This is a genomic window from Micromonospora sp. NPDC048170, from assembly GCF_040652795.1.
GTDB lineage: Bacteria > Actinomycetota > Actinomycetes > Mycobacteriales > Micromonosporaceae > Micromonospora.
In genome coordinates, this window is record NZ_JBEZMR010000002.1 from 175,986 (window position 1) to 198,743 (window position 22,758).

The window sequence follows — 22,758 nt, forward strand, 5'->3', positions numbered from 1 at the left end:
GTACAACTTTGGTAACAGCCAAAACCATTGCTTCCCAGAGGCGGAACGTTGCAGATAGATGCCGTAGACCAGCGAATCATTGCGTTGCTCGTCGCGGACGCCCGCGCCTCGTACGCGGACATCGGACAACGGGTGTCGCTCTCCGCACCAGCGGTCAAACGACGGGTGGACCGGCTGCGAGCGACCGGCGTGATCCGGGGATTCACCGCTGTCGTCGACCCGGCCGCCGTCGGCTGGACCACCGAGGCGTTCGTCGAGCTGTTCTGCGCCGGGCGGACCACGCCGGCCCAGATCGGGGTGGCCACCCGCCGGCACCCCGAGGTGGTCGGCGCGTACACCGTCTCGGGCGAGGCCGACGCGCTCGTGCACCTGCGGGCCGCCGACATCGCGCACCTGGAGGCGGCGCTGGAGCGGCTGCGGGCCGAGCCGTTCGTGACCTCGACCCGGAGCACCATCGTGCTCTCCCGTCTCGTCGAGTCCCCCGGCGTCGGCCCCTCCCCCCGCTGACCCGCGACGCGGCCGAAACGGTGCGGAAGGTCGGAGGGGGCCGGAACCACACGCCGGCCGCGCGCGTCGAACCGGCCATGACACGGGGAACCCACCTCTTCGCGGTCGGCACGCTGGCCGCGCTCACCCTGCTCGGCGGCAGCGCGTTCCCAGCGGGGCCGCCCGACCCGCCCACGCCGCGGCAGCCGACGGGCGCGCCCCTGTTGGTCTCCTACGACTCCTGCGCCGAGGCGCTGGCCGGGCTCCGCGCCGCCACCGACGCGTCCGTCGGTCCGTGGGGTTTCGACGGCGGCGGCTGGCGCACCGGGGTTCCCCAGGCCGCCTCCGGCGCGCGGATGGCCCTGGAATCCGCCCCGGAGCACTCCACGACCAACGTGCACGAGGCCGGCGCCGACGAACCCGACCTGGTCAAGACCGACGGGCGACGCATCGTGACCGTCACCCGGGGTGTGCTGCGGGTGGTGGACCCGGCCGCGCGGCGGGAGACCGGCCGCCTCGACCTGACCCGGACGCTGCCCGACCTGGGGTGGGGGCAGCAGGCGAACCTGCTGCTGCACGGCGACCGGGCGCTGGTGCTGTCCCACCTCAGCGTGGAGATGCAGCCGGCGACCCGCCGGATCGGGCCCCGCACCGCGCCGCGCCTGATCCTGGTCGACCTCGCTGGGGCACCACGGGTGCTCGGCACCTACGGGATGGACGGCACCCTCGTCGACGCCCGGCAGACCGGGTCCACCGCGCGGATCGTGGTCCGCACCCGTCCCGACCTGGTCTTTCCGGCCGACCGTCGGGGCACCGACGCGACGCGTACCGCTGCCAACCGGGCCGTGGTCGCCGAGGCGGGAGTGGAGGCGTGGCTACCGGCGTACGAGTGGACCGCCGGGGCGGAACGGCACGTCGGCCGGGTCGGCTGCGACCGGCTGAGCCGGCCGCCGGTCTGGTCCGGCACGTCGATGGTGACCGTGCTGAGCTTCGACCTCACCGGCGACCGGCTCGGTGACGGCGACCCGGTCAGCGTCGCCACCGACGCCACCACCGTCTACGGCACCGGGACCGGTCTCTGGCTCGCGGGGGACCGGGCGGTGACGCCCCGCCCCGGCCTGCAGCGCACGCGCTGGCGGCCGGGCCAGCAGGTCACCGAGATCCACCAGTTCGACACCAGTTCGCCCGGGCGCCCGCGCTACGTGGCCGCCGGCACGGTGCCCGGGACCCTCGTCAACCAGTACGCCCTCTCGGAGTGGCAGGGGCACCTGCGGGTCGCCACCACCACCGGCGACGCCTGGGGTGCCCGCCCGACGTCGGAGTCCGCCGTGTACGTGCTGCGCGCCGACGGGGACGCGCTGGTCCGGACGGGCGCCGTCACCGGCCTCGGCCCCGGCGAGCGGATCTTCTCCGTGCGCTTCCTCGGCGGCGCCGCGTACGTGGTGACGTTCCGGCAGACCGACCCGCTCTACGCGGTCGACCTGACCGACCCGGCCGCGCCCCGGGTCACCGGCGAACTGAAGATCACCGGCTACTCGGCGTACCTGCACCCGCTGCCGGACGGCCGGCTGCTCGGCGTCGGCCAGGAGGCCGACCGGCGGGGACGGACGCAGGGGCTTCAGGTCTCCCTGTTCGACGTCCGGGACCCTGCTCGCCCGGCCCGGCTCGACCAGTGGCACGTGCCGAGGGCGTACTCCGCGCTGGAGCACGACACGCACGCCTTCCTGTACCACCCGGGGACAGGGCTGGTCGCCCTGCCCGTCGGCGACGACGTACGCCTGCTGCGGGTGTCCCCCACCGACATCGACGAGGTCGGCACGGTCTCCCACGCCGGCCGGTCAGGCCAGGTCCTCCGGTCGTTGCTGGTCGGGGACGTGCTCTGGACCGTCTCCGCCGCCGGCCTGCGGGCCACCGACCCGACCACCGCGCGGAGCCTCGACTGGCTTCCTGTGACCTGATCCTCCCTCCCCGGCGGGTGGGGCCCGGTTCTCGGGGTTTCCGGGCTCCACCCGCCACCAGCAGCGGGGCGTGGATCAGAGGTACATGCCGGTGCGGTGCCCGTCCTGGTCCCGGTTGACGGGCTTGTCCCCCTCGCCGAAGAACCGCTTCCCGCCGAACTCGCCGTGCAGGCGGTCGTCCAACTCGTCCGCCAGCCCGGTCATCACCTGGACCGCGAGCATGAGGTGGGTGGCCTGGAAGTTGCGGCCGAAGACGGGGATGGACGCCCACACGGTGTCGTCGGCGCAGTAGAGCCGGCCGATCGGCATCCGGTTGGTCAACTCGGAGAGCTTGACGTAGAGCCGCTCGGTCGGCTCGACCTCGGTCAGCACCGGGGAGAAGACGTCCACCAGGGCCGGATTGTCGCGGACCCGGACGAAGACCATCGCCGAGCCGGCCCGGATGTTGATGTCGCCGTCCGAGTCGACCTGCAACCGGTCCGAATCCGACTTGAGCATGGTCGAGACCACCGTGCGGACCTGCTCGGCGAGCGCGGCCACGTCGTGCTCGGGCGCCTGGGCGGCGGCGGCCGCCGCGAGCGCCTCGTCCAGGTCGGCCTCGACGTTGCGGTCCGGGCCGAACTCGCTGCGCGCGGTGCCCAACGGCTCCACCGGCAGCGGGTCGCCCTCGGCGTCGTGGATGAGGTAGACGAGGAAGGCCGGGTGCGGGGCACCGTAGACGTCGCGCAGCGTCCGGGTGAGCAGGGCCGCCAGCCGGGTCGCCTCGGCGGTGTCGCCGTCCAGCCCGAACTGCTCGCCGGAGCCCTCCACCACGCCGGGCGGCGACCAGCCGAGGGCGATCATGTCCGCCACGGCGGCCCGGTCCAGCCGGTAGCCCTGCGGCAGGGTGGCGTTGCCGACCGCACGGGCGGCCAGTCTGCGCCCCTCGCCGACATCGATGCTGATCGAGTAGACCGCGTCGCCGGTGCCGGAGGCGGTGGGGTCGAGGGTCAACTCGACGTGCGTGCCCGCCGGCAGCGCCGTCAACCGCTCGGCCAGCGCCCGTGCGAACTCCCGCCAGGCCTGGGTGACCTTGGCCCGCAGGTCGGCCGTGCTGGGCTCGTCGAGCAGGATCGGCTCGTGGTGCGCCGGCAGGGTGCCGGGCGAGTCGCCGCTCGGCGCCGAGGGGTGGTCTGCCGTCATGATCGCCTCCGTCCGTCACGGTCACCCTACCCACGCGACCGGGGAGACGAATCAGCCCGACCGTGATCGGACAGCGGAGGTCAGGCGGGTGTTCCGCCCGGCCGTTCGGCACCGAGTTCGACCGGCCAGGAGGCGGCCAGCGCGCTGAGCCGGGCCGCCGCACCTGCGGGGTCCGCGCCCTGACCGACAGCCAACCCGAGGAGGTACGCGGTGACGGGCGCGCCCGGCCGCAACACCTGGTGTGCCACGTCCCTGGCCAGGTCGAGCACGGCCGGCACCGGCACCTGGGCCGGGTCCAGGTCGAGTTCGGCACAGGCCGCCGTCACCCAGTCGTCCAGCACCGTCATCGCGTCCACTCCTCAGCCCGACGTACGTCCTCGTCAGTGTCGCAGTCGAACCAGGGTGGCGGGCCGGCACCGGACCACGGCACCTCGCACACCCGCAACCCGGCGAGCAGGGCCCGGACGGGCATCCCGGTCAGCGACGCGCCAACTCCGGAGTCGCCCCGGTGCAGGGTGAGGCGATCCAGTGCGGCCCGCAGCCGGGCGGCCCACCACACCCCGCAGAGCGTCTGCCGCCGCCCGTCGTCGTCGACGTAGCAGGCGCCGTCGTGATCCGCGTCGAGCCGGTCGAGCAGCCCGCCGACCGCCGCGCGGGTGAGCAGTGGCAGGTCGGCGGCGAGCAGGGCGACCACCGGCGTTCCGGCGTCGACCAGGGCCAGCCCGGCCGCGGTGGCGGCGACCGGACCGCCGCCCGGCGGCTCCTCCCGGGTAACCCGCACCCCGGTGGGCACCGGACCGGGCGGACCGACCAGAACGCGCGGTTCGGCGTCGGGGACCGCGGCCAGCACCCGGTCCCGCATCGGCAGGCCGCCGACCGTCCGGGCGGGCTTGTCCACACCCCCCATCCGGCGCGCGGCCCCGCCCGCCAGGACCAGTGCCGCGTACGCGCTCATCCCGTCACGGTAGCCGTGCGAACCGCCCGGACACGGGGGTGCACGGGACGGCGGGCCGCGTCGGGGTGTCGCTGTCCCGTGGAGCGGAGCGGCCTACACAGAAGTGCGACTCGGCGGTGTCATCGCCACGGCGGCCCTGGTCGGCTCTTCTCCGCTGCCGGGACAGCTAGGCGGCCGGGTCGAGCCCGAATGTCATCGCGACCCGGGTCAGCCCGGCCTTGTTCACCGCGCCCGTCTTCTGGCGCAGGCGGTGGGTGTAGGTGTCGACCGTGGACTTGGACAGCGAGAGCCGGCGGGCGATCTGCTGGTGGGTGAGGCCCTCCGCGATGAGCCACAGCACCTCCCGCTCCCGGGTGGTCAGCGCGGGTGGGCTGCCGTCGCAGGCGCTGGCGACGACTTCGGTCAACAGTGCGATCCGCGCGGCACCCGCGAGGTAGAGGTCGCCCCGGCCGGCGGCGTGGACCGCCGCCAGCAACGTGGCCTCGTCGACGTCCCGGTCCAGGTAGGCGAACGCGCCCGCGCCCAACGCGGCACGTACCCGCGCCGCGTCATGGCATCTTCCCAGGACGACGAAGGCCGGCCCTTCAGGCAACGTCGGGTCGGCGTCCAGCTCCGTGTAGTCGTGGCCCGTGACGACGACGCCGGGCGCCTCGCTCAACGTGGCGACCGACTCCACCGAGGAGAGCACGCCGACCACGGTCACCCCGTGGGCCCGCCCGAGGACCTCGGTGACCCCACGGAAGGTCAGCGACCCGTCGTCCACAACAGCGACCGAAACGGTCATGGCTCAATCCTCTGGTCATACTTCTGCGGACGGTCACACCGTACGGGCGGTGGCGTACACGCCACGTACATCGCGGATACAGACCGCCGACCGGGACCCCGCCGGCGGTCTCGGCCCTGGTGGCCGCACGACGGCACGGGCACGGGGTGCAGGATGGCGGGATGGGACGGGCAACTGACCGACGCCGCATACTCCGCATCGACCTCGACGCGGCGGCCACCGGCCGCACCTCCGTACACCGGCAGGACAGCCTCGCCGTGGAGGAGCCGTTGGAGATCCGGGTCGGTGCGGCCGGTCCCGGCCGACGACGGCCCCTCGCGGTGACCATGCGTACGCCCGGCGACGATCTCGACCTGGCGATCGGCTTCCTGCTGACCGAGGGGCTGATCCGTTCCGCCGACGACGTGCACACCGCGCAGCTCTGCGCCGGCGCGGAGACGCCCAACACGTACAACGTGGTGGACGTGGTGCTGGCGCCCGGCGTGCCCGAGCCCGCCACCGATGTCGCTCGGAACTTCTACACCACCAGTTCCTGCGGGGTGTGCGGCAAGGCGAGCATCGACGCCGTGCGTACCCGATCGGTCTTCGCGGTGGGCGACGACCCGCTGACCGTGCCGGCGGCGGTCCTGACCGCGCTGCCCGACCGGCTGCGCGCGGCGCAGCGCGGCTTCGACCGTACGGGCGGCCTGCACGCGGCGGGCCTGTTCACCGCCGACGGCGAGCTGGTGGTGGTGCGCGAGGACGTCGGCCGGCACAACGCCGTCGACAAGGTCGTCGGCTGGGCGGTCCGCGAGCGCCGGCTGCCGCTCGCCGGGCACGTCCTGCTGGTCTCCGGGCGGGCGAGCTTCGAGCTGACCCAGAAGGCGTGGATGGCGGGGGTGCCGCTGCTCGCGGCGGTCTCCGCGCCCAGCACGCTGGCGGTGGAACTGGCCGAGGAGGCCGGGCTGACGCTGGTCGGCTTCCTGCGCGGCAACGCGATGAACGTCTATGCCCGCCCCGAACGGGTCACTGCCTGACCTACTGACCGAACAGCCCCAGCCGGAACGCGGCGTCGCGCGCCAGCAGGAAGCCGGCGATGCCGAGGATCCAACCGAGCATGCCGCCGGACTTCCGTATGATCCAGGCGTTCAGCCGGGCCAGCACCGGCTCGACCAGCCTCGGCCAGGCCACCCGCGCAGCCAGCAGCACCATCGCCGGCAGCACCATGACCAGGCAGTAGCCGGCGAGCAGCCCCACCATCTCCGCCGCACCGAGCCCGGAGGTGGTCAGCAGGCCGACCGCGCCGAGGTACGGCAGCATCGTCGCCACCTCCGCGAGCGCGGCGAGCAGCGCCAGCCCCATCAGCCACCGCGCTGAGGAGTCGCCAGCGGTGGCCCGGTCCCGCCAGCGCAACACGCCGCCGGACTTCCGGGGTCGCTTGCCGTCGTAGCGGAAGCTGAGCGCGAACAGCCCGACCCCGAGGACGAGCTGCGCCCAGAGCACCGGCCGGTTGTCCATCGCCCCGCCGAGGACGTCGGCCAGCCGGCTGCCGCCGAGGGCGAGCAGTAGCCCGACGCCGAAGTAGAAGACGGCGATGGTGCCCAGGTAGACGAGGATCCGGCGGGCGTTGACCGTCCCGGGTGCGAGCAGCAGCCAGACCGGGATGAAGAGCGTGCCGAGGCTCGTGCTGTCGACCAGGGCCAGACCGGCGAGCGACAGCAGCAGTCCGACGCTCATGCGGGGCGTCCGGTGAGTGAGGGCACGAGATCATTCTCGACCGGCGTCGGCGCTGCCGACTCGCCCCACGGAACGAACGTCCGCTACATCTTTCGACGGAGCTCGCCGGGAACCCTGACCGCGCTACCGGGGCGTCAACACGCAGAACTCGTTGCCGTCGGGATCGGCCAACGCCACCCGACCGACCTCGCCCTGGCCGGTCTCGCCCTGGCCGGTGCCGATCCGGGCCGCCCCGAGGGAGAGCAGGCGGTCGACCTCTGCCTGCCGGTCGCCGTGGGCAGGCGGAGCGAGGTCGAAATGCACCCGATCCTTGCCCGTCTTCGGCATCAACGGTGGGCCACCCCACGTGATCTTCGGGCCGCCGTGCGGCGAGCGGATCGCCGTCTCCTGGTCCTGGTCCCAGACCAACGGCCACCCCAGCGCTTCGCTCCAGAAGTATCCGACTTCCTGCGACCCGTCGCAGGCCAGCGCTCCGATGAATCCGCAGTCGGCAAGGAAGTTGTTGCCCGGCCCGATGACGCAGAACTCGTTGCCTTCGGGGTCGGCGAGCACCACGTGGCCCTCCTCCGGGCCTTGCCCGATGTCGATGTGCCGCGCGCCGAGCCCGAGCGACCTGGCCACCGTCTGCTGCTGGTCCTCCAGGGAGCTGCTCGTCAGATCGAAGTGCATCGGGTTCTGGCCGGCCTTCTGCTCCTGACTGGGAAGAAAGCGGATTCGGAACCCGGTGTCGTCACTGGGCAGAAGTGTGACGCCTTCGTGTGGGTCGTCGACCATCTCCCAACCCAGGACCCCGGACCAGAACCGCGCGAGCCGAAGCGGTTGGCTCGCATCGAAGCAGACCGCGAACAGTTGACAAGTCATCTCTCTGCTCAGCTCCGATCCACTGGCTGACCATCGTCGACAGGGCGCCCCATCAGCCCCTCGAACGGAAGACTAGGGGTGGGCCGCGTCACCCGCACCCGAGTTACCGCCGCCCGACGCGGCTCGACTCGCCCCGAAGCGGTCCATCGTTGCCAACAGGGACCGATATCCGGGTTGACGGCCGCGACGTGCCGCTGAGCGCTCAGGCCGACGACGCGGCGGCGGCCCTCGACGTGCTGCGTCGGGTCGCGGAGGCGTACCTGCGTGGCGGGCTGTCCCGGGCGGTCGCCCAGGCGGAGCTGGACACCGCCGTCGAACGGCCCTGGTTTCCACTGGCGTTTCTGCCGCGCGAGGTGGCGGAACCGGGTGCCTGGGCCGACATGGACTTCGACCCGGAGCCGATCTTCGCGGCGCTGACCTGCCCGGTGCTGCTCTGCTATGGCGAGACCGACGCCTGGACGCCTGTCGAGGAGAGCCTGACGGTGTGGCGCCGGGCCGCCCGTGCCGCGGAGCTGACCATCGCCCGGCTGTCCGGCTGCGACCACGCCCCCACCTTGAACGAGGCCGAGGACCTGGCCGGAGTCAGCCCGCAGTACGAACAGGTCCTGCTCTCCTGGCTGGACCAGAGGCTTCCCGCCCGGGGATGACCCGGGCCGCCAAGGATCGGCCCGGCACTGACGGTTCAGGGGAGGCCGCGCCGGCTACGCCTGCGGCGTAGCACCCCGGGCGTTCCCACCGCCGGCCAGCCGTCCAGCTCGGACGGCGGCACGCCCCGGCGGAGCAGGTCGTCGAGGAGCAGCGCCAGCGAGTGGCCGGGGTGCTCGGTCAGGGCGCGTTCCAGCGCAACCGCCGCCAACGCCCCCTGCCCGGCCCGCCACGCCGCGAACGCCAGCAGCGCGGCCGGCGCGGCGATCAGCGCCGGCTCGGCCCGGCGCAGCACGTCGATCCAGAGCGCGATGTCCGCGTCCCGCCCGTCGGTGCGCGCCCAGGCGTGGTCGCGGACCGGCTCCCGGGTCAGCAGCACGCTCAGCCAGGCCACCTCGCCGTCGGTGAGCCGCTGCTCCCGCCGGTGCCGGCGCAGCGCGGTGCGTACCGCCGCCGCCCCGGCCGCGCGCAGCGCCCGCTCGCCGCGCGGGTCCACCGCGGGCGCCTGGTCGAGCAGGTCCGCCAGGCGTCGCTCCGCGCGAGCGGTGGCCCGGCGTACGGCTGAGCGGGCCGGACCGGTCACCGGGGCGACCTGCGCGACGAGGGCCGCCCGGTCGGGCAGGGCGACCTGGCCGGCGAAGACGGCCGCCGCGCTGACCTCGCTGACGGCGACGTCGTAGGGCGTGCCGTCGGGCGGGCAGCACTCCGGCTCCGTGCAGACGTACGACCAGTAGCGGCCGTCGGTGACGCGAAGGGCGTCTAGGACGGACAGGCCGGCGGCGGTCAGCGCGGCGCGCACGGCGTCGACGGCCGGGGTGACCAGGGGTGCCGGGCCGTAGCCCAGCACCGTGGCGGTCTCGGCGTGCTGCCGGGCGACGACGTCGGCGAGGTGGCCGGCGGGGTCGCGCGGGTCGGCGAGGTCGGGCAGGTCGGCGCGGGCGGCGAAGGTGATCCGGCGGCCCCGCATCGCCACCACCACGACGCTGTCGGTCGGGTGGAAGCCGAGCAGGAAGGGAACGGCGGCGATGAGGTCGGCGGGGGAACGGACGGCGAGCCGGGGGCGGTCGGTCGAGGTCATGCCTGGCAGCCTGCGGCGGGAGCGGACCGGCCTGCGGCCCCTGTGGACGACACGCGGGTTATCCACAGACACGGAGAGTATTCCCGCAGCTCACGCGGACCTACCCACCGGTTCGGTCGTCCCAGCGGCCACCGTACGAATCGTCCCTGGAGATCTTGGCAAGAAGGTGCCCCTGGAGGGGCCGGAATCTTCCAAGATCCATCACCATCGCCGCGGTGGGCGAGGCACGGGTGCCGCGTGGCGGATGGGCGGGGGTTACCTTGCCGTCATGGATCTGGCGTACCTGCGGGCGCACCCGGAGCACCTGCCGACCTTCCTGACCCACCAGCGGATCCGGGAGACACCGGTCTCCGGCGGAGGCATCTGCGCCGCGTCCCGGCTGACGCTGGACGACGGGCACTCGGTCTTTGCCAAGACCTGGCCGGAGACCGCCGGGAGACCCGTGCCCGAAGGCTTCTTCGTCGCGGAGGCGGCCGGGCTGCACTGGCTCCGCGAGGCCGGGACGGTCGCCGTGCCGGAGGTGGTCGTGGCGCTGCCCGAGCTGCTGGCGCTGGAGTGGGTCGACCCCGGCGAGCCGACGCCTGAGGCGGCCGAGCGGTTCGGACGGGAGCTGGCCGGGCTGCACCGGGCCGGGGCGCCGGCCTTCGGCGCCGGGTGGGCCGGTTTCATCGGGGCGCTGCCGGCGGACAACACGCCCGACCAGGGTCCCTGGTCGGGCTGGTTCGCGCGGACCCGACTCGTGCCGTACCTCCGGATGTCCGTCGACAACGGCGCGCTCACCCGCACCGAGGCCGGGCTGGTCGATGAGGTCGTCGAGCGGATCGCCGACTTCGGCGGGGACGAGTCGCCGGCCCGGATCCACGGCGACCTCTGGCCGGGCAACGTGCTCTGGGGCGCGGACGACCGGGTCTGGCTGGTCGACCCGGCGGCGCACGGCGGGCACCGCGAGACCGACCTGGCGCAGCTGGCGCTCTTCGGCGGCGCGCCGCACCTCGACCGGATCCTCGCCGCTTACGCGCAGGAGTGGCCGTTGGCCGACGGGTGGCGGGAGCGGGTGCCGCTGCACCAGCTCCACCTGATGCTCGTGCACACCGCCCTGTTCGGCGGGACGTACCGCGATGCGGTCGGCCGCACCGCCCGGTCGGCCCTGGCCGGGCTCGGGCGCGCTACCGTCGACGGGTGACCGCCGCCCCGCCGACCGACGGCGTCCTCGCCGACCGGTACGGCCGCGTCGCCCGGGATCTGCGCGTGTCCCTGACCGACAAGTGCAACCTGCGCTGCACCTACTGCATGCCGGCTGAAGGGCTGCCCTGGCTGGCCGGCCCGGCACTGCTCAGCGACGACGAGATCGTCCGGCTGGTCGGGGTAGCGGTTCGTCTACTCGGCGTGACCGAGGTGCGGTTCACCGGCGGGGAGCCGCTGATCCGGCCCGGTCTGGTCGGCATCGTGGCCGCCGTGGCGGCACTTGAGCCGCGTCCCCGGATCTCGCTGACCACCAACGGCATCGGGTTGGACCGGCTCGCCCCCGCGCTGCGCGCCGCCGGGCTGGACAGGGTGAACGTCTCGCTGGACACCCTGGATCCGAAGCGGTTCACCCGGCTCACCCGACGTCCGCGCCTGGCGGACGTGCTGGCCGGGCTGGCCGGGGCAGCCGCCGCCGGGCTCACGCCCGTCAAGGTCAACTCGGTGTTGATGCGCGGGGTCAACGACGACGAGGCACCGGAGCTGCTCCGCTTCGCCCTCACCCACGGCTACGAACTGCGGTTCATCGAGCAGATGCCGCTGGACGCCCAGCACGGCTGGGACCGCGACACGATGGTCACCGCCGACGGGATCCTGGCCTCCCTGCGTGGCGCGTACGACCTGGCCCCCGACCCGACGGAACGCGGCGCGGCACCGGCCGAGACCTGGCTGGTCGACGGCGGCCCCGCCCGGGTCGGCGTGATCGCCAGCGTGACCCGGCCGTTCTGCGGCGACTGCGACCGCACCCGGCTCACCGCCGACGGGCAGGTCCGCGCCTGCCTCTTCGCCACGGAGGAGTCCGACCTGCGCGGTGCCCTGCGGGCCGGGGCGGACGACGACGAGCTGGCCCGGCGCTGGCGGGCCGCGATGTGGGGCAAGCGGGCCGGACACGGCATCGACGACCCGACCTTCCTCCAGCCCGCCCGGCCGATGTCCGCGATCGGAGGCTGACCCGTGACGACAGCGACACACCCGGCCGACGCCGGGCAACCGGCCGACGCCGGAGGCGCGACCGGCCCCGGACAGGCGGCCAGCCCCGGGCAGACCGCTGGCACCGGGGCACCGCTGACCGTCCGCTACTTCGCCGGGGCGCGGGCCGCCGCGGGCCGGGCCGAGGAGACCGCAGCCGCCGGCCGGCCCCTCGACGAACTCGTCGTGGAATTGACCGACCGGCACGGTACGCGACTCGCCGCCGTGCTGGAGGTGGCGAGTTTTCTGGTCGACGGCGTGACCTGTCATGATCGGCGGGCACCGCTACCTGCCGGGGCCACGATCGACGTCCTGCCGCCCTTCGCCGGCGGCTGAGGAGGCGCACACATGCTGGCGGCACTGGCGTTCGTCGCCACCATGGCGATCATCACCGGCCTGATCCACCTCTACCTGTGGAAGCGCCTGGTGCGGGACACCACCACCCCCGGGCGCTGGCGGCGGATCGGCGGGATCACCGCCCTGGTGCTCGCGCTGCTCGTACCGGCGACCATGGTCAGCACGCAGGCGGGCCTCTACTGGCTCGCGTGGCCGGGCTACCTCTGGCTCGCCGTCATGTTCTACCTGCTGGTCCTGCTCGTGGCGCTGGAAGTGCCGATGGCGGTGACGAAGCTCGTGCTGCGTCGCCGGGTCGCCGCCACGGAGCCCACCGCCGCCGCGCCCGAGCCCGCCATGGTCGGCGCCGCCGGCCCGGCCGACCCGCCGGCCGCCGACGCCGTCGCGCAGCCCGACCACGACCCGGCCCGCCGGTTGCTGCTCGCCCGGGGGACGGCGATCTTCGCCGGGCTCACCGCCACCGGCCTCACCGGGTACGGCATCCGCACCGCCCTCGGCCCGCCGCAGCTCGACCGGGTGCAGATCCCGCTGGCCAAGCTCCCCCGGAGCATGGACGGCCTGCGCATCGCCACGGTCTCCGACATCCACATCGGCCCGCTGCGCGGACGGGCACACACCGAGCGGATCGTCGCCGCGATCAACCGCCTGGACGCCGACATCGTCGCCGTCGTCGGCGACCTGGTCGACGGCTCGGTCGCCGAGCTGGGCGAGGCGGCCGAGCCGCTGCGGAACCTGCGCTCCCGGCACGGCAGCTACTTCGTCACCGGCAACCACGAGTACTACTCGGGCGTCGAGGAGTGGGTCCAGGAGCTGGACCGGATCGGCCTGCGGGTCATGCAGAACGAGCGGACGGAGATCCGGGCCCGCGGCGGCGTACTCGACCTGGCCGGGGTGAACGACGTCACCGCCGCCGGCACCGGGCTGGCCGCCCCGGCGGACTACGCGGCGGCGCTCGGCGACCGCGACCCGAACCGTCCCGTGGTGCTGCTCGCCCACCAGCCGGTCGCCGCCGTGGAGGCGGCGAAGTTCGGCGTCGACCTCCAGCTCTCGGGGCACACCCACGGCGGCCAGATCGTCCCGTTCAACCTGCTGGTCAAGCTCCAACAGCCGGTGGTCTCCGGCCTCGGCGAGGTCGACGGCACCAAGGTCTACGTCACCAACGGCGCCGGCTTCTGGGGCCCGCCGGTCCGCGTCGGCGCCGAACCCCAGATCACCCTGGTGGAGCTGCGCTCCCGCTGACCCATAGCGCCCGGCGGCGGCGTTGTCCAGCACCGGATGCTCAGGTCACGGGTGTGCGTGGCGACGGGTGGGTAATGGCGCGGGCGTGACAGGATGCGGCGTGCCTCCGTTCAGTCCCGCACCCCCCGGCGGCCTTCCGCCGTTCGTCGCGGATCTGCACATCCACTCGAAGTACTCCCGCGCGTGCAGCCGCGATCTCACCCTGCCCAACCTCGGGTGGTGGGCGCGACGCAAGGGCGTCGGGGTGCTCGGCACCGGGGACTTCACCCACCCCGCCTGGTACGACCACCTCCGCGAGACCCTGCACCCGGCCGAGTCCGGCCTGCACCGGCTCAGCCCGGAGGCGGAGCGGGACATCGCCCGCCGGCTGCCGCCCCGGCTGGCCAGCGAGGCGGAGACGGACCCGGTCCGGTTCATGCTCAGCGTGGAGATCTCCACGATCTACAAGCGGGACGACAGCACCCGCAAGGTGCACCACCTGATCTACCTGCCCGACCTGGACGCGGTGGCCCGGTTCAACACCGCCCTCGGGCGGATCGGCAACCTCGGCTCGGACGGCCGGCCGATCCTCGGCCTGGACTCCCGGGACCTGCTGGAGATCACCCTGGAGGCCAGCCCCGACGGCTACCTCGTGCCGGCGCACATCTGGACCCCGTGGTTCTCCGCGCTGGGCTCCAAGTCGGGCTTCGACGCGATCGCCGACTGCTACGCCGACCTCGCCGAGCACATCTTCGCGGTGGAGACCGGCCTCTCCTCCGACCCGGAGATGAACTGGCGGGTCGGCAGCCTGGACCGCTACCGGCTGGTGTCGAACTCCGACGCGCACTCGCCGCCGGCCCTGGCCCGGGAGGCCACCGTCTTCGACACCGCCCGGGACTACTTCGCCATCCGGGACGCCCTGCGCACCGGCGACGGGCTCGCCGGGACCATCGAGTTCTTCCCCGAGGAGGGCAAGTACCACGCGGACGGGCACCGGCTCTGCGGAGTCAACTGGTCGCCCGAGAGGACCCGGGCCGCCGGTGGCCGCTGCCCGGAGTGCGGCAAGCCGCTGACCGTCGGCGTACTCAGCCGGGTCGAGGAACTGGCCGACCGGCCGTCGGGGCACCGCCCCGCACACGCCCGCGACGTCACCCACCTCGTACCGCTGGCCGAGATCCTCGGCGAGATCAACAAGGTGGGCGCCCGATCCAAGAGGGTCGAGGGGAAGCTCAACGAGCTGGTCGCCGCGCTCGGCCCCGAGCTGGAGATCCTCACCACCACCCCGATCGACGAGATCGGCCGGGTCGGCGGGGAACTGCTCGCCGAGGGCATCGGCCGGCTGCGTCGCGGCGACGTGCGCCGGGTCCCCGGATACGACGGCGAGTACGGCGTCATCACCCTCTTCGACCCGGCCGAGCTGGGCGGCAACGGCGGCGCGGCCCAGGAGACCCTCTTCGACGTACCCGTGCCGGCGCAGCGCACCCCCGCGGAGCCGGCGCCGAAGCCCCGGGCCAAGCGCCCGGCGGCGGCCAAGGCCGAACCAAAACGCAAGGCCACACCGCCCGCGCCACCGCCCCCGATCGCACCGACGCCCTCGCCGCACGAACCGTTCGAGCCGATGCTCGCCGGGATGGAGGAGGTCGGCACCGGCCTGCTGGACCGCCTGGACGCCATGCAGCGGGTGGCCGCCTCCGCGCCCGGCGGGCCGCTGCTCATCGTCGCCGGACCGGGCACCGGCAAGACCCGGACCCTGACCCACCGGATCGCCTACCTCTGCGCGGAGCTGAACGTCTTCCCGGAACAGTGCCTGGCGATCACGTTCACCCGACGGGCCGCCGAGGAACTGCGGCACCGCCTCGACGGCCTGCTCGGGCCGGTCGCCGAGGACGTCACCGTCGGCACCTTCCACTCGCTGGGGCTGACCATCCTCCGCGAGAACGCCGAAGCCGTCGGCCTGCCGGCGGACTTCCGGATCGCCGACGACGCCCAGCGGGCTGAGGCCCGCGCCGAGGCCGGCACCGACGAGGCCGGCTACGCGGCGCTGCTACGCAAGCAGGACCTCGTCGACCTGGACGAGCTGCTGACCCTGCCGGTCGCGCTGCTGAAGGCCGACAAGAAGCTGGTGCAGCAGTACCGGGAGCGCTGGCGATGGATCTTCGTCGACGAGTACCAGGACGTCGACGAGGTGCAGTACGACCTGCTGCGCCTGCTCAGCCCCGCCGACGGCAACCTCTGCGCCATCGGCGACCCGGACCAGGCGATCTACTCCTTCCGGGGCGCCGACGTCGGCTACTTCCTGCGCTTCTCGCAGGACTTCACCGACGCCCGGCTGGTCCGGCTGAACCGCAACTACCGCTCCTCCGCCCCCATCCTGGCCGCCGCCGTGCAGGCCATCGCGCCGTCGTCGCTCGTCCGCGGCCGCCGGCTCGACCCGGCCCGGCTCGACCCCGAGGCCCCGCTGGTGGGCCGCTACCCGGCGGCCTCCGTCGCCGACGAGGCCGATTTCGTCGTACGCACCATCGACGAACTGGTGGGCGGGCTCTCCCACCGGTCCCTCGACTCGGGCCGGATCGACGGCCGGTCGACCTCGCTGTCCTTCTCCGACATCGCGGTCCTCTACCGCACCGATGCGCAGGCCGCCCCGATCGTGGACGCGCTGGCCCGGGCGAACATCCCGGTGCAGAAGCGCTCACACGACCGGCTGCGGGACCGGCCCGGGGTGACCGCCATCGCCCGCGAACTGCGCCACGCCGACGGGCTCGACGGCTCGCTGGCCGCCCGGGTCCGGCTGGCCGGACAGGTGCTGGCGGAGCGCTTCGCCGTGCCGACGCTGGACGGTGCCGGCACCGTACGCCCCGAGGACGTCCGGTCGGCCGTCGACCTGCTCACCCCACTGGCCCGCCGCTGCGGCGACGACCTGCCGCTATTCCTGTCCCAGCTCGCCACCGGGGCGGAGGTGGACGCGCTCGACCCCCGCGCCGAAGCCGTCACCCTGCTCACCCTCCACGCCGCCAAGGGGCTGGAGTTCCCGGTGGTCTTCCTGGTCGGCACCGAGGACGGGCTGCTCCCGCTGCGCTGGCCCGGCAGCACCCCCGACGAGGACGCGATCGCCGAGGAACGGCGCCTCTTCTTCGTCGGGCTGACCCGCGCCCAGGACCGCCTGTACGTGACCCACGCCGCCCGTCGCAGCCGACACGGCACGGAACGCGAGTGCGCCCCGTCGCCGTTCCTCGACGCCATCGATCCGGGCCTCTTCGAACGCTTCGGCGAAGCCCAACCCCGCCGCCCCCGAGACCACCAACTCCGCCTCATCTAGCCCACCCCACCCCGCGCGGTACGCGATGCGCGTGGCGCCGCGCCCTGCGCCACGCGCCACGCCGTGCCGTGCGCCACGCCGTGCACTGCTCCGTGCGCCGCGCCGTGCGCCGCAGATCTTGCAGTTTCCGCCCGCGAGATGTGCTGGATGCACCAATTGCCTGGGCACAAAGTGCAAGATCGCGGGAGGCGGGGCGGGGGTGCGGGAGGGGGCGGGGTGCGGGAGGGGGCGGGTCAGGGGGTTAGGGTGGCGAGCCAGGTGCCGGTGAGGAGGGCCGGGCCCAGCGGGAGCGGGGTGTCGCGGCGCACTCTGCCGGTGACCAGCAGGGCGAGCACCACCGCACCGTGGAGCAGATGCGGCAGGAGCAGGCCGAGCAGCAGGGACGATCCGCCGAGCCAGCCGAGCGGCAGGCCCAGGACAGCGGCGAGCTTCACGTCGCCGAAGCCCAGCCGGGATCCGGGCAGCAATGCCAGCACCACGTGGCAGGCGAGGCAGAGCGCAGCCCCGCCCACCGCGCCGAGCAACCGCCAGGGGTTCCCGTACGTCAGCGCCGTGCCGGTCAGCCCCACGGCGGCGACCACCGCGGCGGAGCCGACCAGCGGGTCGGGCAGCCGCAGACAGGCCAGGTCGACCAGTGCGAGCACCAGCCCGACGGCGGCCAGCACGAGGAAGACCGGCAGGACGGGGTCAGCGCCCAGGGCTGCCGCGAGGCCGGCGAACACGACCGCGCCCACCATCGCTCCCCACACTGCGGACGGCACGGCCCGGACGACACGCGCGACGACCGGCGCCCCGACCACCTTGCCCGATCGCCCCGGTCCGGCTGCCCTCCTCAACCCGACCGCTCCATCCGGCACCGCCAGTTCGTGCGGCACGAGCGATCCGACGGACCCGGCCGACCGGTGCGGCACGGCTGGTTCGTGCGGCACGGCTGAGCCGTGCAGCGCGGCGAACCCATGCGGCACGGCGGACCCATGCGGCGCGGCCGGAGCGTGCGGCGCGGCCGACGCGTGCGGCGCGGCCGGAGCGGCGAAGTGGCGGGCGGCCCAGGGTGCGGCGAGGCCGGCCAGAGCACCGAGCAGCGCCACGCATACCAGCAGCCCCGTCGACACGGGACGGACGCTAGCGGCGCTACGGCTCCGGCGTGGTACCCCCGGCGGGACGTCGCGGTCTCTCGGTGCTCACCACGAGGGCCACGCCGGCGACGATGACCGCGCCGCCGAGCAGCACCCGAGCGGTGACCGGCTCAGCGGCGAACAACGCGCCGAGGGCCACCGCGACCACCGGGTTGACGTAGGCGTACGTGGAGGCCAGCGAGATCGGGGCGTGGTGCAGCAGCCAGACGTACGCGGTGAAGGCGACCAGCGAGCCGGCCACCATCAGGTACGCGAGCGCGAGCCACGACCGGGTGGTCACCGTGCCCGGATCGAAGCCGCGCAGCTCGCCACGGCCCACCGAGAGGACGGCGAGTGCCGCCGCCCCGGCGAGCATCTCGTAGACGGTGGCGACGAACGGATCGGCGGGCATCCGGATCCGGCCGGAGAGGAAGGAGCCGATCGACCAGCAGGTGGCGGCCACGACGATGGTCAGTGCCCCGGCCAGCGGCACGGTGTCGGCCCCGCCGGTCGGCAGCACCAGCAGCACCAGGCCGACGAAGCCCAGTGTCACCCCGGCCAGCGTCCAGAAGCGGGGTCGGTCGCCGGTGACCGTACGCAGCAGCACCACCAGCAGCGGAACGGTGGCCACCAGCAGCGCGGCGATCCCGGACGGCACGGCGACCCCCGCCGGACCGGACTCGGCGAGCACGACCAGCCCGTTGCCGCAGGTCAGCAGGAGCACCCCGACCATCGCGGCCGAGCCGAGCTGCCGTCGGTCGACCCGCAGCGCGCCCGAGCCCCGCCGCACCCGCAGCACGACCGCCAACACCAGAGCGGCGGCGGCGAACCGGGCGGCTGCCGAGCCGAGTGGCGGCATCGACTCCACGGCGATCCGGATACCCAGGTAGGTGGAGCCCCAGAGGACGTAGACCAGCAGCAGGGCGGTCCAGAGCAGCGCCGGTGTGGCGGCAGCCGCCCTGCCGGTCCCGGTGGCCGCTTCGGTCAGGGCACCGGCGGCGGGCGGCGGCGGTGCACTCGGTGGAGGTGGGCTCATCGGTGGACACGCTACGGTGACCTGTGCGTCGGCGTCCCTCGTTGGTGGCCGGCCTCTCACCACTCGCGCGGGAGGCGTGCATGGCGAACTACGGAGCACCGGGTCGCGGGGACCCGGACCCGTGGCACGGACGGCACTCCGATGAGTCGTACGCTCCGCCGGCCTGGTCGGGCGGGTGGGACGACGACCCGTCGCCGGGGCACGGCGCGGAGCCGTACGCCTTCCGGGACGGTGGCGCCGTTCCCTTCCCGTACGCCGAAGGTCCCGTCCCGCCGCGGCGTCGGCGCGGGCGGGCGGCACCGGTCGTCGCGGTGCTGGCCACGGTGGCGTTGCTGGTCCTGGTCGGTGGGATCGCGGTGCGCTACCTGCTCGGCCAGGGCGAGAAGACGCCCACCGCGACAGCGAGTGGGCCCGCGCCCGTGGCGGAGACCGAGCCGGCGGCGACGCAGGTGAGCGCTACGGCTGCGGCGCCGAGCGCACCCGCCCCCGAGTCCGCCACCGACCCGCGCTTCGTCAAGGTCGGCCAGTGCGTCCGCAACGACGGGCCGGCCGATGGCAAGCCCAAGCTGCTGATCAGCGACTGCGTCCCGCACACGTACGAGGTGCTGCGCCGGATCGACGGGGCGACCAGTGGCGAGAAGGACGCCGCGGCCAAGTGCGCCAAGGTGGGCGGCTACACCAACTGGTATTTCTTCGACAGCGAGTTGGACACCCTCGACTTCGTGCTCTGCCTGAAACAGCGCTGAGCCACCGCACCCCTGAGGAAGAGATGACGACCTACGGATCACCCGGGCAGCCGGACGACCCCTACCAGCGCCAGCCCGGTACCCCGGGCGGCCCGCCACCCATCGACCCGACCCTGCCGCAGTGGGGACAGCAGCCGGCCGCCCCGCAGTGGGGCCAGCAGCAGCCCGGAGGCGAGCCGCAGTGGGGCCAGCCCCAGCCCGGGGGCGAGCCGGCCGTCCCGCAGTGGGGCCAGCCGGACCCGATGTGGAACCAGCCCCCGCCGCCGGCCTCGGACCCGGGTTACCCCCCGCCGCCGACCTCCGGGGCGGGATATCCGCCGCCGACCTCCGGGGCGGGTTACCCACCGCCGACTTCCGGGGCGGGTTACCCGCCGCCGACTTCCGGGGCCGGGTATCCGCCGCCGACCTCCGGAGCCGGATACCCGCCCCCGCCCGGTAGCCAGCCGCCTTCGGACCAGGGGGGCTACCCGCCGGCCGGGCCGTATCCGCCGGCCGCGTCGGCGCCCGGTGGCCAGTGGAGTGCCCCGCCACCCGTGCCCGGCGGGTACGGAATGCCGCCGGTCGCGCCGCCGGCGAAGAAGAGCGGCGGGAAGGTCGCGCTGATCATCGGCCTGGTGGTGGTGCTCCTGCTCTGCCCCTGCCTCGGCTTGGCCGGCTGGGCGTTCTGGCAGGCCGGCGATGACGACGACCCGATCGCGTCCCCGACGGCGAGCGCTCCCGTCGACCCGACGGGCCGGCCGACGGCCATGCCGACGGAGAAGCCCAGTGCGGCGCCGACCTCCGCCAAGCCGAGCCCCACCAGGAAGGAGTTCGCCAAGGGCGACTGCGTCGTCAACGACGGTACGGCCAGTGACGCCGAGCTGCGGAAGGTGCCCTGCGGTCCGAACACGTACGAGGTGCTGCTGCGGATCCCGGCCACGACCGACGGCGACCGGTGCAAGACCCGGGCCCCGCAGTCGACCGCGAACTACGTGCACGACAACTCGCTGGACTTCCTCGACTACGTGCTCTGCCTGAAGAAGCGCTGATCATCGGATCCGATTGTCGAAACTAGGGCTGTCTAGCGTGGACGCTAGACAGCCCTAGTTTTGTGTCGACGCGATTCCGTGGACCCGACACGCCGATTGCCCCATCTACGGATGTCTAGTCCCGCAGCTAGACGGGCCGATACTGTGCGATGCGTGGATCCGGTCCGCAACCCGTACGCCCCGGGCGCCGGCCAGCGTCCCCCCGAGCTCGCCGGGCGGGGGCGCGAGCTGGACGTCTTCGACGTCGTGCTGGAGCGCATCGCCCGTGGCCGGCCGGAACGCAGCCTGATGCTCACCGGGCTGCGCGGGGTCGGCAAGACGGTCCTGCTCAACACCCTCCGCTCCCAGGCGATCAACCACCTCTGGGGCAGCGGCAAGATCGAGGCCCGGCCGGACCAGTCACTGCGCCGCCCGGTCGGCGCCGCGCTGCACATGGCCGTCCGGGAACTCGCGCCCCGGCACCGCGCGCCGGACCGGATCGACGCCTTCCTCGGTGTGCTCAAGGCGTTCGCCCAGCGGACCGCGACGACCGGCCGCGGCAACGCCGCCCCGAAGCTGCGCGACCGGTGGCAACCCGGCATCGACGTGCCCGCCGCCACGGGCCGCGCCGACTCCGGTGACATCGAGATCGACCTGGTCGAGCTGCTCACCGACGCCGCGGCGGTGGCCGCCGACGTCGGCACCGGCATCGCGATCTTCATCGACGAGATGCAGGACCTCGGTCCGGAGGACGTCTCCGCGCTCTGCGCCGCCTGCCACGAGCTGTCCCAGCTCGGCGCGCCACTGATCGTGGTCGGCGCCGGGCTGCCGCACCTGCCGGCCGTGCTCAGCGCGGCCAAGTCGTACTCCGAACGGCTCTTCCGCTACCAGCGCATCGACCGGCTCGACCGGCTCGCCGCCGACCAGGCGCTCTGCGCGCCGGCCGAGCGCGAGGAGGTGGAGTACGAGTCGAAGGCGCTGGACCTGCTCTACGAGAAGTCCGGCGGCTACCCCTACTTCGTCCAGGCGTACGGGAAGGCGACCTGGGACCACGCGCCCCGCTCGCCGATCACGGCCGCCGACGTACGCGTCGCCGCGCCCGAGGCCGAGGCAGAGCTGGCGGTCGGCTTCTTCGGCTCCCGCTTCGAACGGGCCACGCCGGCGGAACGCGAGTACATGCGGGCCATGGCCACGCTGTCCCTGGTGGAGGGCGAGATCGACGGCGGGGGTCGGGACGACATGGACGCCGCCGTGCCGACGGCGGAGATCGCCCGTGCCCTGGGGCGCAAGCCGGCCAGCCTCTCCCCGGCCCGGGACGCGCTGATCAAGAAGGGACTGATCTACTCCGGTGAACGCGGCACGGTCGCCTTCACCGTCCCGCACTTCGGCCGCTACCTGCGTACCCAACCGGCCTGACCGGGCCGCGACGGGCCGCGACGATCAGCCGGCCCGGTACCGCCGAACCGGTGCGGGTGGGCGTCAGACCTTGGACCAGGGCGGCGGGAAGAGCACCTCGCCGCGCGGCGGCGGGCCGTCGCCGCTCGTGGCCGGCGGTAGCACCAGCGCCTGCCACGGGTCGCCGAGTCCCGACCAGGGGCTGGTCAGACCCAGCCGGTCGGCCCGGCCGAAGCCGAACCGGTGGTAGTAGACCGGGTCGCCGAGCACCACCACCAGCCGCTCGCCCAGTTCGGTGGCCGCCTCGATGGCGGCCTGCACCACCGCCGTGCCGAGCCCGATCCGCCGCCGGTGCGGCGCCACCGCCACCGGGCCGAGCGCCAACGCCGGCGCGGCGTGGTCGTCGGACCTCACCCGGACCCGGGTGAGCAGGGCGTAGCCGACGACCTCGCCGCCGTACTCGGCGACCATCGCCAGCTCCGGCAGCCAGGCGTCGCTGTCGCGCAGCTCCTCGACGAGCCCCACCTCGGGCGGCGTGGACACGTCGGGGCGGGCGAACGCGGCGGCCAGCACCCGCCGGACCGCGCCGGTGTCGGCCGGGTCCTCGGGTCGCAGCCGCAGCGTCGTCACTCGGGGCACGTTACCCCTCACAGGCGGTCCATCAGCGACGGTCGCTCGAATCGGCGTGGCGTGGC

The 22,758-nt window shown here is 73.9% G+C and carries 21 protein-coding genes and 1 pseudogene; 12 read left to right on the forward strand and 10 right to left on the reverse strand.

Annotation, left to right across the window (positions count from 1 at the left end; all coding sequences use genetic code 11):
• Positions 1 to 48 precede the first annotated feature (48 nt).
• The gene (locus AB0D32_RS04350) at positions 49 to 507 is read left to right on the forward strand and encodes an Lrp/AsnC family transcriptional regulator (protein ID WP_357084727.1); all 459 of its coding nucleotides are present in this window, start codon (positions 49 to 51) and stop codon (positions 505 to 507) included.
• 77 nt (positions 508 to 584) lie between these two features.
• On the forward strand, positions 585 to 2,444 hold the full coding sequence (locus tag AB0D32_RS04355; protein ID WP_357084731.1) for a beta-propeller domain-containing protein: 1,860 nt from the start codon (positions 585 to 587) through the stop codon (positions 2,442 to 2,444).
• 75 nt (positions 2,445 to 2,519) lie between these two features.
• Here the strand turns inward: AB0D32_RS04355 and AB0D32_RS04360 are convergent, their stop codons facing one another.
• The 4 genes from AB0D32_RS04360 to AB0D32_RS04375 all read right to left on the reverse strand — a co-directional run bounded on the left by AB0D32_RS04360 (position 2,520) and on the right by AB0D32_RS04375 (position 5,365).
• Positions 2,520 to 3,626 carry a hypothetical protein gene (locus tag AB0D32_RS04360; protein WP_357084734.1) on the reverse strand — a complete coding sequence of 369 codons (1,107 nt, stop codon included), beginning with the start codon at positions 3,624 to 3,626 and terminating at the stop codon, positions 2,520 to 2,522.
• 80 nt (positions 3,627 to 3,706) lie between these two features.
• Positions 3,707 to 3,973, reverse strand: coding sequence for a DUF6457 domain-containing protein (locus tag AB0D32_RS04365; protein ID WP_357084737.1), 267 nt, complete (start codon positions 3,971 to 3,973; stop codon positions 3,707 to 3,709).
• On the reverse strand, positions 3,970 to 4,581 hold the full coding sequence (locus tag AB0D32_RS04370) for an NTP transferase domain-containing protein (protein WP_357084740.1): 612 nt from the start codon (positions 4,579 to 4,581) through the stop codon (positions 3,970 to 3,972). The genes AB0D32_RS04365 and AB0D32_RS04370 overlap by 4 nt, the downstream gene beginning before the upstream one ends.
• 166 nt (positions 4,582 to 4,747) lie before the next feature.
• Complete coding sequence (locus AB0D32_RS04375; RefSeq protein ID WP_357084743.1) at positions 4,748 to 5,365, reverse strand: response regulator transcription factor; 618 nt, start codon at positions 5,363 to 5,365, stop codon at positions 4,748 to 4,750.
• Positions 5,366 to 5,526: 161 nt separating this feature from the next.
• Here AB0D32_RS04375 and fdhD point away from each other — a divergent pair, with 161 nt between their 5' ends.
• Positions 5,527 to 6,381, forward strand: coding sequence for a formate dehydrogenase accessory sulfurtransferase FdhD (fdhD, locus tag AB0D32_RS04380; protein WP_357084746.1), 855 nt, complete (start codon positions 5,527 to 5,529; stop codon positions 6,379 to 6,381).
• A gap of 1 nt (position 6,382) precedes the next feature.
• Here fdhD and AB0D32_RS04385 read toward each other — a convergent pair whose 3' ends face one another.
• Entirely contained in the window at positions 6,383 to 7,081 is a 699-nt protein-coding gene (locus tag AB0D32_RS04385; RefSeq protein WP_357084749.1) for a GAP family protein, read from the reverse strand.
• A 123-nt stretch (positions 7,082 to 7,204) separates the two neighbouring features.
• Positions 7,205 to 7,942, reverse strand: a complete 738-nt coding sequence (locus tag AB0D32_RS04390) for a VOC family protein (protein WP_357084752.1) — start codon at positions 7,940 to 7,942, stop codon at positions 7,205 to 7,207.
• 188 nt (positions 7,943 to 8,130) lie between these two features.
• Between AB0D32_RS04390 and AB0D32_RS04395 the strand changes: the two genes are divergently transcribed.
• A complete protein-coding gene (locus tag AB0D32_RS04395) occupies positions 8,131 to 8,589 on the forward strand; it encodes a hypothetical protein (RefSeq protein WP_357084755.1) in 459 nt (152 codons plus the stop codon).
• A 35-nt stretch (positions 8,590 to 8,624) separates the two neighbouring features.
• On the opposite strand, the gene AB0D32_RS04400 is transcribed toward AB0D32_RS04395, so the two are convergent.
• Positions 8,625 to 9,665: a DUF4192 domain-containing protein gene (locus AB0D32_RS04400; RefSeq protein WP_357084758.1), complete on the reverse strand. Its 1,041-nt coding sequence runs from the start codon at positions 9,663 to 9,665 to the stop codon at positions 8,625 to 8,627.
• Between the two features lie 268 nt (positions 9,666 to 9,933).
• Between AB0D32_RS04400 and AB0D32_RS04405 the strand changes: the two genes are divergently transcribed.
• The 5 genes from AB0D32_RS04405 to AB0D32_RS04425 all read left to right on the forward strand — a co-directional run bounded on the left by AB0D32_RS04405 (position 9,934) and on the right by AB0D32_RS04425 (position 16,764).
• A complete protein-coding gene (locus AB0D32_RS04405) occupies positions 9,934 to 10,848 on the forward strand; it encodes a fructosamine kinase family protein (protein WP_357084761.1) in 915 nt (304 codons plus the stop codon).
• Positions 10,845 to 11,858: a GTP 3',8-cyclase MoaA gene (gene moaA / locus AB0D32_RS04410; protein ID WP_357084764.1), complete on the forward strand. Its 1,014-nt coding sequence runs from the start codon at positions 10,845 to 10,847 to the stop codon at positions 11,856 to 11,858. Before AB0D32_RS04405 ends, moaA begins: the two co-directional genes overlap by 4 nt.
• 114 nt (positions 11,859 to 11,972) lie before the next feature.
• Entirely contained in the window at positions 11,973 to 12,212 is a 240-nt protein-coding gene (locus AB0D32_RS04415) for a MoaD/ThiS family protein (protein ID WP_357085656.1), read from the forward strand.
• A gap of 12 nt (positions 12,213 to 12,224) precedes the next feature.
• Complete coding sequence (locus tag AB0D32_RS04420) at positions 12,225 to 13,469, forward strand: metallophosphoesterase (protein ID WP_357084767.1); 1,245 nt, start codon at positions 12,225 to 12,227, stop codon at positions 13,467 to 13,469.
• A gap of 100 nt (positions 13,470 to 13,569) precedes the next feature.
• Entirely contained in the window at positions 13,570 to 16,764 is a 3,195-nt protein-coding gene (locus AB0D32_RS04425) for a UvrD-helicase domain-containing protein (RefSeq protein ID WP_357084770.1), read from the forward strand.
• A 233-nt stretch (positions 16,765 to 16,997) separates the two neighbouring features.
• Here AB0D32_RS04425 and AB0D32_RS04430 read toward each other — a convergent pair whose 3' ends face one another.
• Entirely contained in the window at positions 16,998 to 17,876 is an 879-nt protein-coding gene (locus tag AB0D32_RS04430; RefSeq protein ID WP_357084773.1) for a prepilin peptidase, read from the reverse strand.
• Between the two features lie 19 nt (positions 17,877 to 17,895).
• Positions 17,896 to 18,915: an EamA family transporter gene (locus tag AB0D32_RS04435; protein ID WP_357084774.1), complete on the reverse strand. Its 1,020-nt coding sequence runs from the start codon at positions 18,913 to 18,915 to the stop codon at positions 17,896 to 17,898.
• Positions 18,916 to 19,172: 257 nt separating this feature from the next.
• Here AB0D32_RS04435 and AB0D32_RS04440 point away from each other — a divergent pair.
• The 3 genes and pseudogenes from AB0D32_RS04440 to AB0D32_RS04450 all read left to right on the forward strand — a co-directional run.
• Positions 19,173 to 19,661 (forward strand): annotated as a pseudogene (locus AB0D32_RS04440) (hypothetical protein); the annotation flags it as partial.
• A 599-nt stretch (positions 19,662 to 20,260) separates the two neighbouring features.
• Positions 20,261 to 20,689: a hypothetical protein gene (locus AB0D32_RS04445; RefSeq protein WP_357085658.1), complete on the forward strand. Its 429-nt coding sequence runs from the start codon at positions 20,261 to 20,263 to the stop codon at positions 20,687 to 20,689.
• 153 nt (positions 20,690 to 20,842) lie between these two features.
• Positions 20,843 to 22,084, forward strand: a complete 1,242-nt coding sequence (locus AB0D32_RS04450; RefSeq protein WP_357084777.1) for an ATP-binding protein — start codon at positions 20,843 to 20,845, stop codon at positions 22,082 to 22,084.
• Positions 22,085 to 22,147: 63 nt separating this feature from the next.
• Here AB0D32_RS04450 and AB0D32_RS04455 read toward each other — a convergent pair whose 3' ends face one another.
• A complete protein-coding gene (locus AB0D32_RS04455; protein WP_357084780.1) occupies positions 22,148 to 22,702 on the reverse strand; it encodes an N-acetyltransferase in 555 nt (184 codons plus the stop codon).
• Positions 22,703 to 22,758: the final 56 nt, after the last annotated feature.

What these genes read in the sequence shown, in the direction of transcription:
- AB0D32_RS04435 (WP_357084774.1), bottom strand. Translation starts at nt 18,915, where the DNA reads ATGAGCCCACCTCCACCGAGTGCACCGCCGCCGCCCGCCGCCGGTGCC.
- AB0D32_RS04405 (WP_357084761.1), top strand. Translation starts at nt 9,934, where the DNA reads ATGGATCTGGCGTACCTGCGGGCGCACCCGGAGCACCTGCCGACCTTC.
- AB0D32_RS04400 (WP_357084758.1), bottom strand. Translation starts at nt 9,665, where the DNA reads ATGACCTCGACCGACCGCCCCCGGCTCGCCGTCCGTTCCCCCGCCGAC.
- AB0D32_RS04370 (WP_357084740.1), bottom strand. Translation starts at nt 4,581, where the DNA reads ATGAGCGCGTACGCGGCACTGGTCCTGGCGGGCGGGGCCGCGCGCCGG.
- AB0D32_RS04365 (WP_357084737.1), bottom strand. Translation starts at nt 3,973, where the DNA reads ATGACGGTGCTGGACGACTGGGTGACGGCGGCCTGTGCCGAACTCGAC.
- AB0D32_RS04355 (WP_357084731.1), top strand. Translation starts at nt 585, where the DNA reads ATGACACGGGGAACCCACCTCTTCGCGGTCGGCACGCTGGCCGCGCTC.
- AB0D32_RS04390 (WP_357084752.1), bottom strand. Translation starts at nt 7,942, where the DNA reads ATGACTTGTCAACTGTTCGCGGTCTGCTTCGATGCGAGCCAACCGCTT.
- AB0D32_RS04375 (WP_357084743.1), bottom strand. Translation starts at nt 5,365, where the DNA reads ATGACCGTTTCGGTCGCTGTTGTGGACGACGGGTCGCTGACCTTCCGT.
- AB0D32_RS04360 (WP_357084734.1), bottom strand. Translation starts at nt 3,626, where the DNA reads ATGACGGCAGACCACCCCTCGGCGCCGAGCGGCGACTCGCCCGGCACC.
- fdhD (WP_357084746.1), top strand. Translation starts at nt 5,527, where the DNA reads ATGGGACGGGCAACTGACCGACGCCGCATACTCCGCATCGACCTCGAC.
- AB0D32_RS04420 (WP_357084767.1), top strand. Translation starts at nt 12,225, where the DNA reads ATGCTGGCGGCACTGGCGTTCGTCGCCACCATGGCGATCATCACCGGC.
- AB0D32_RS04385 (WP_357084749.1), bottom strand. Translation starts at nt 7,081, where the DNA reads ATGAGCGTCGGACTGCTGCTGTCGCTCGCCGGTCTGGCCCTGGTCGAC.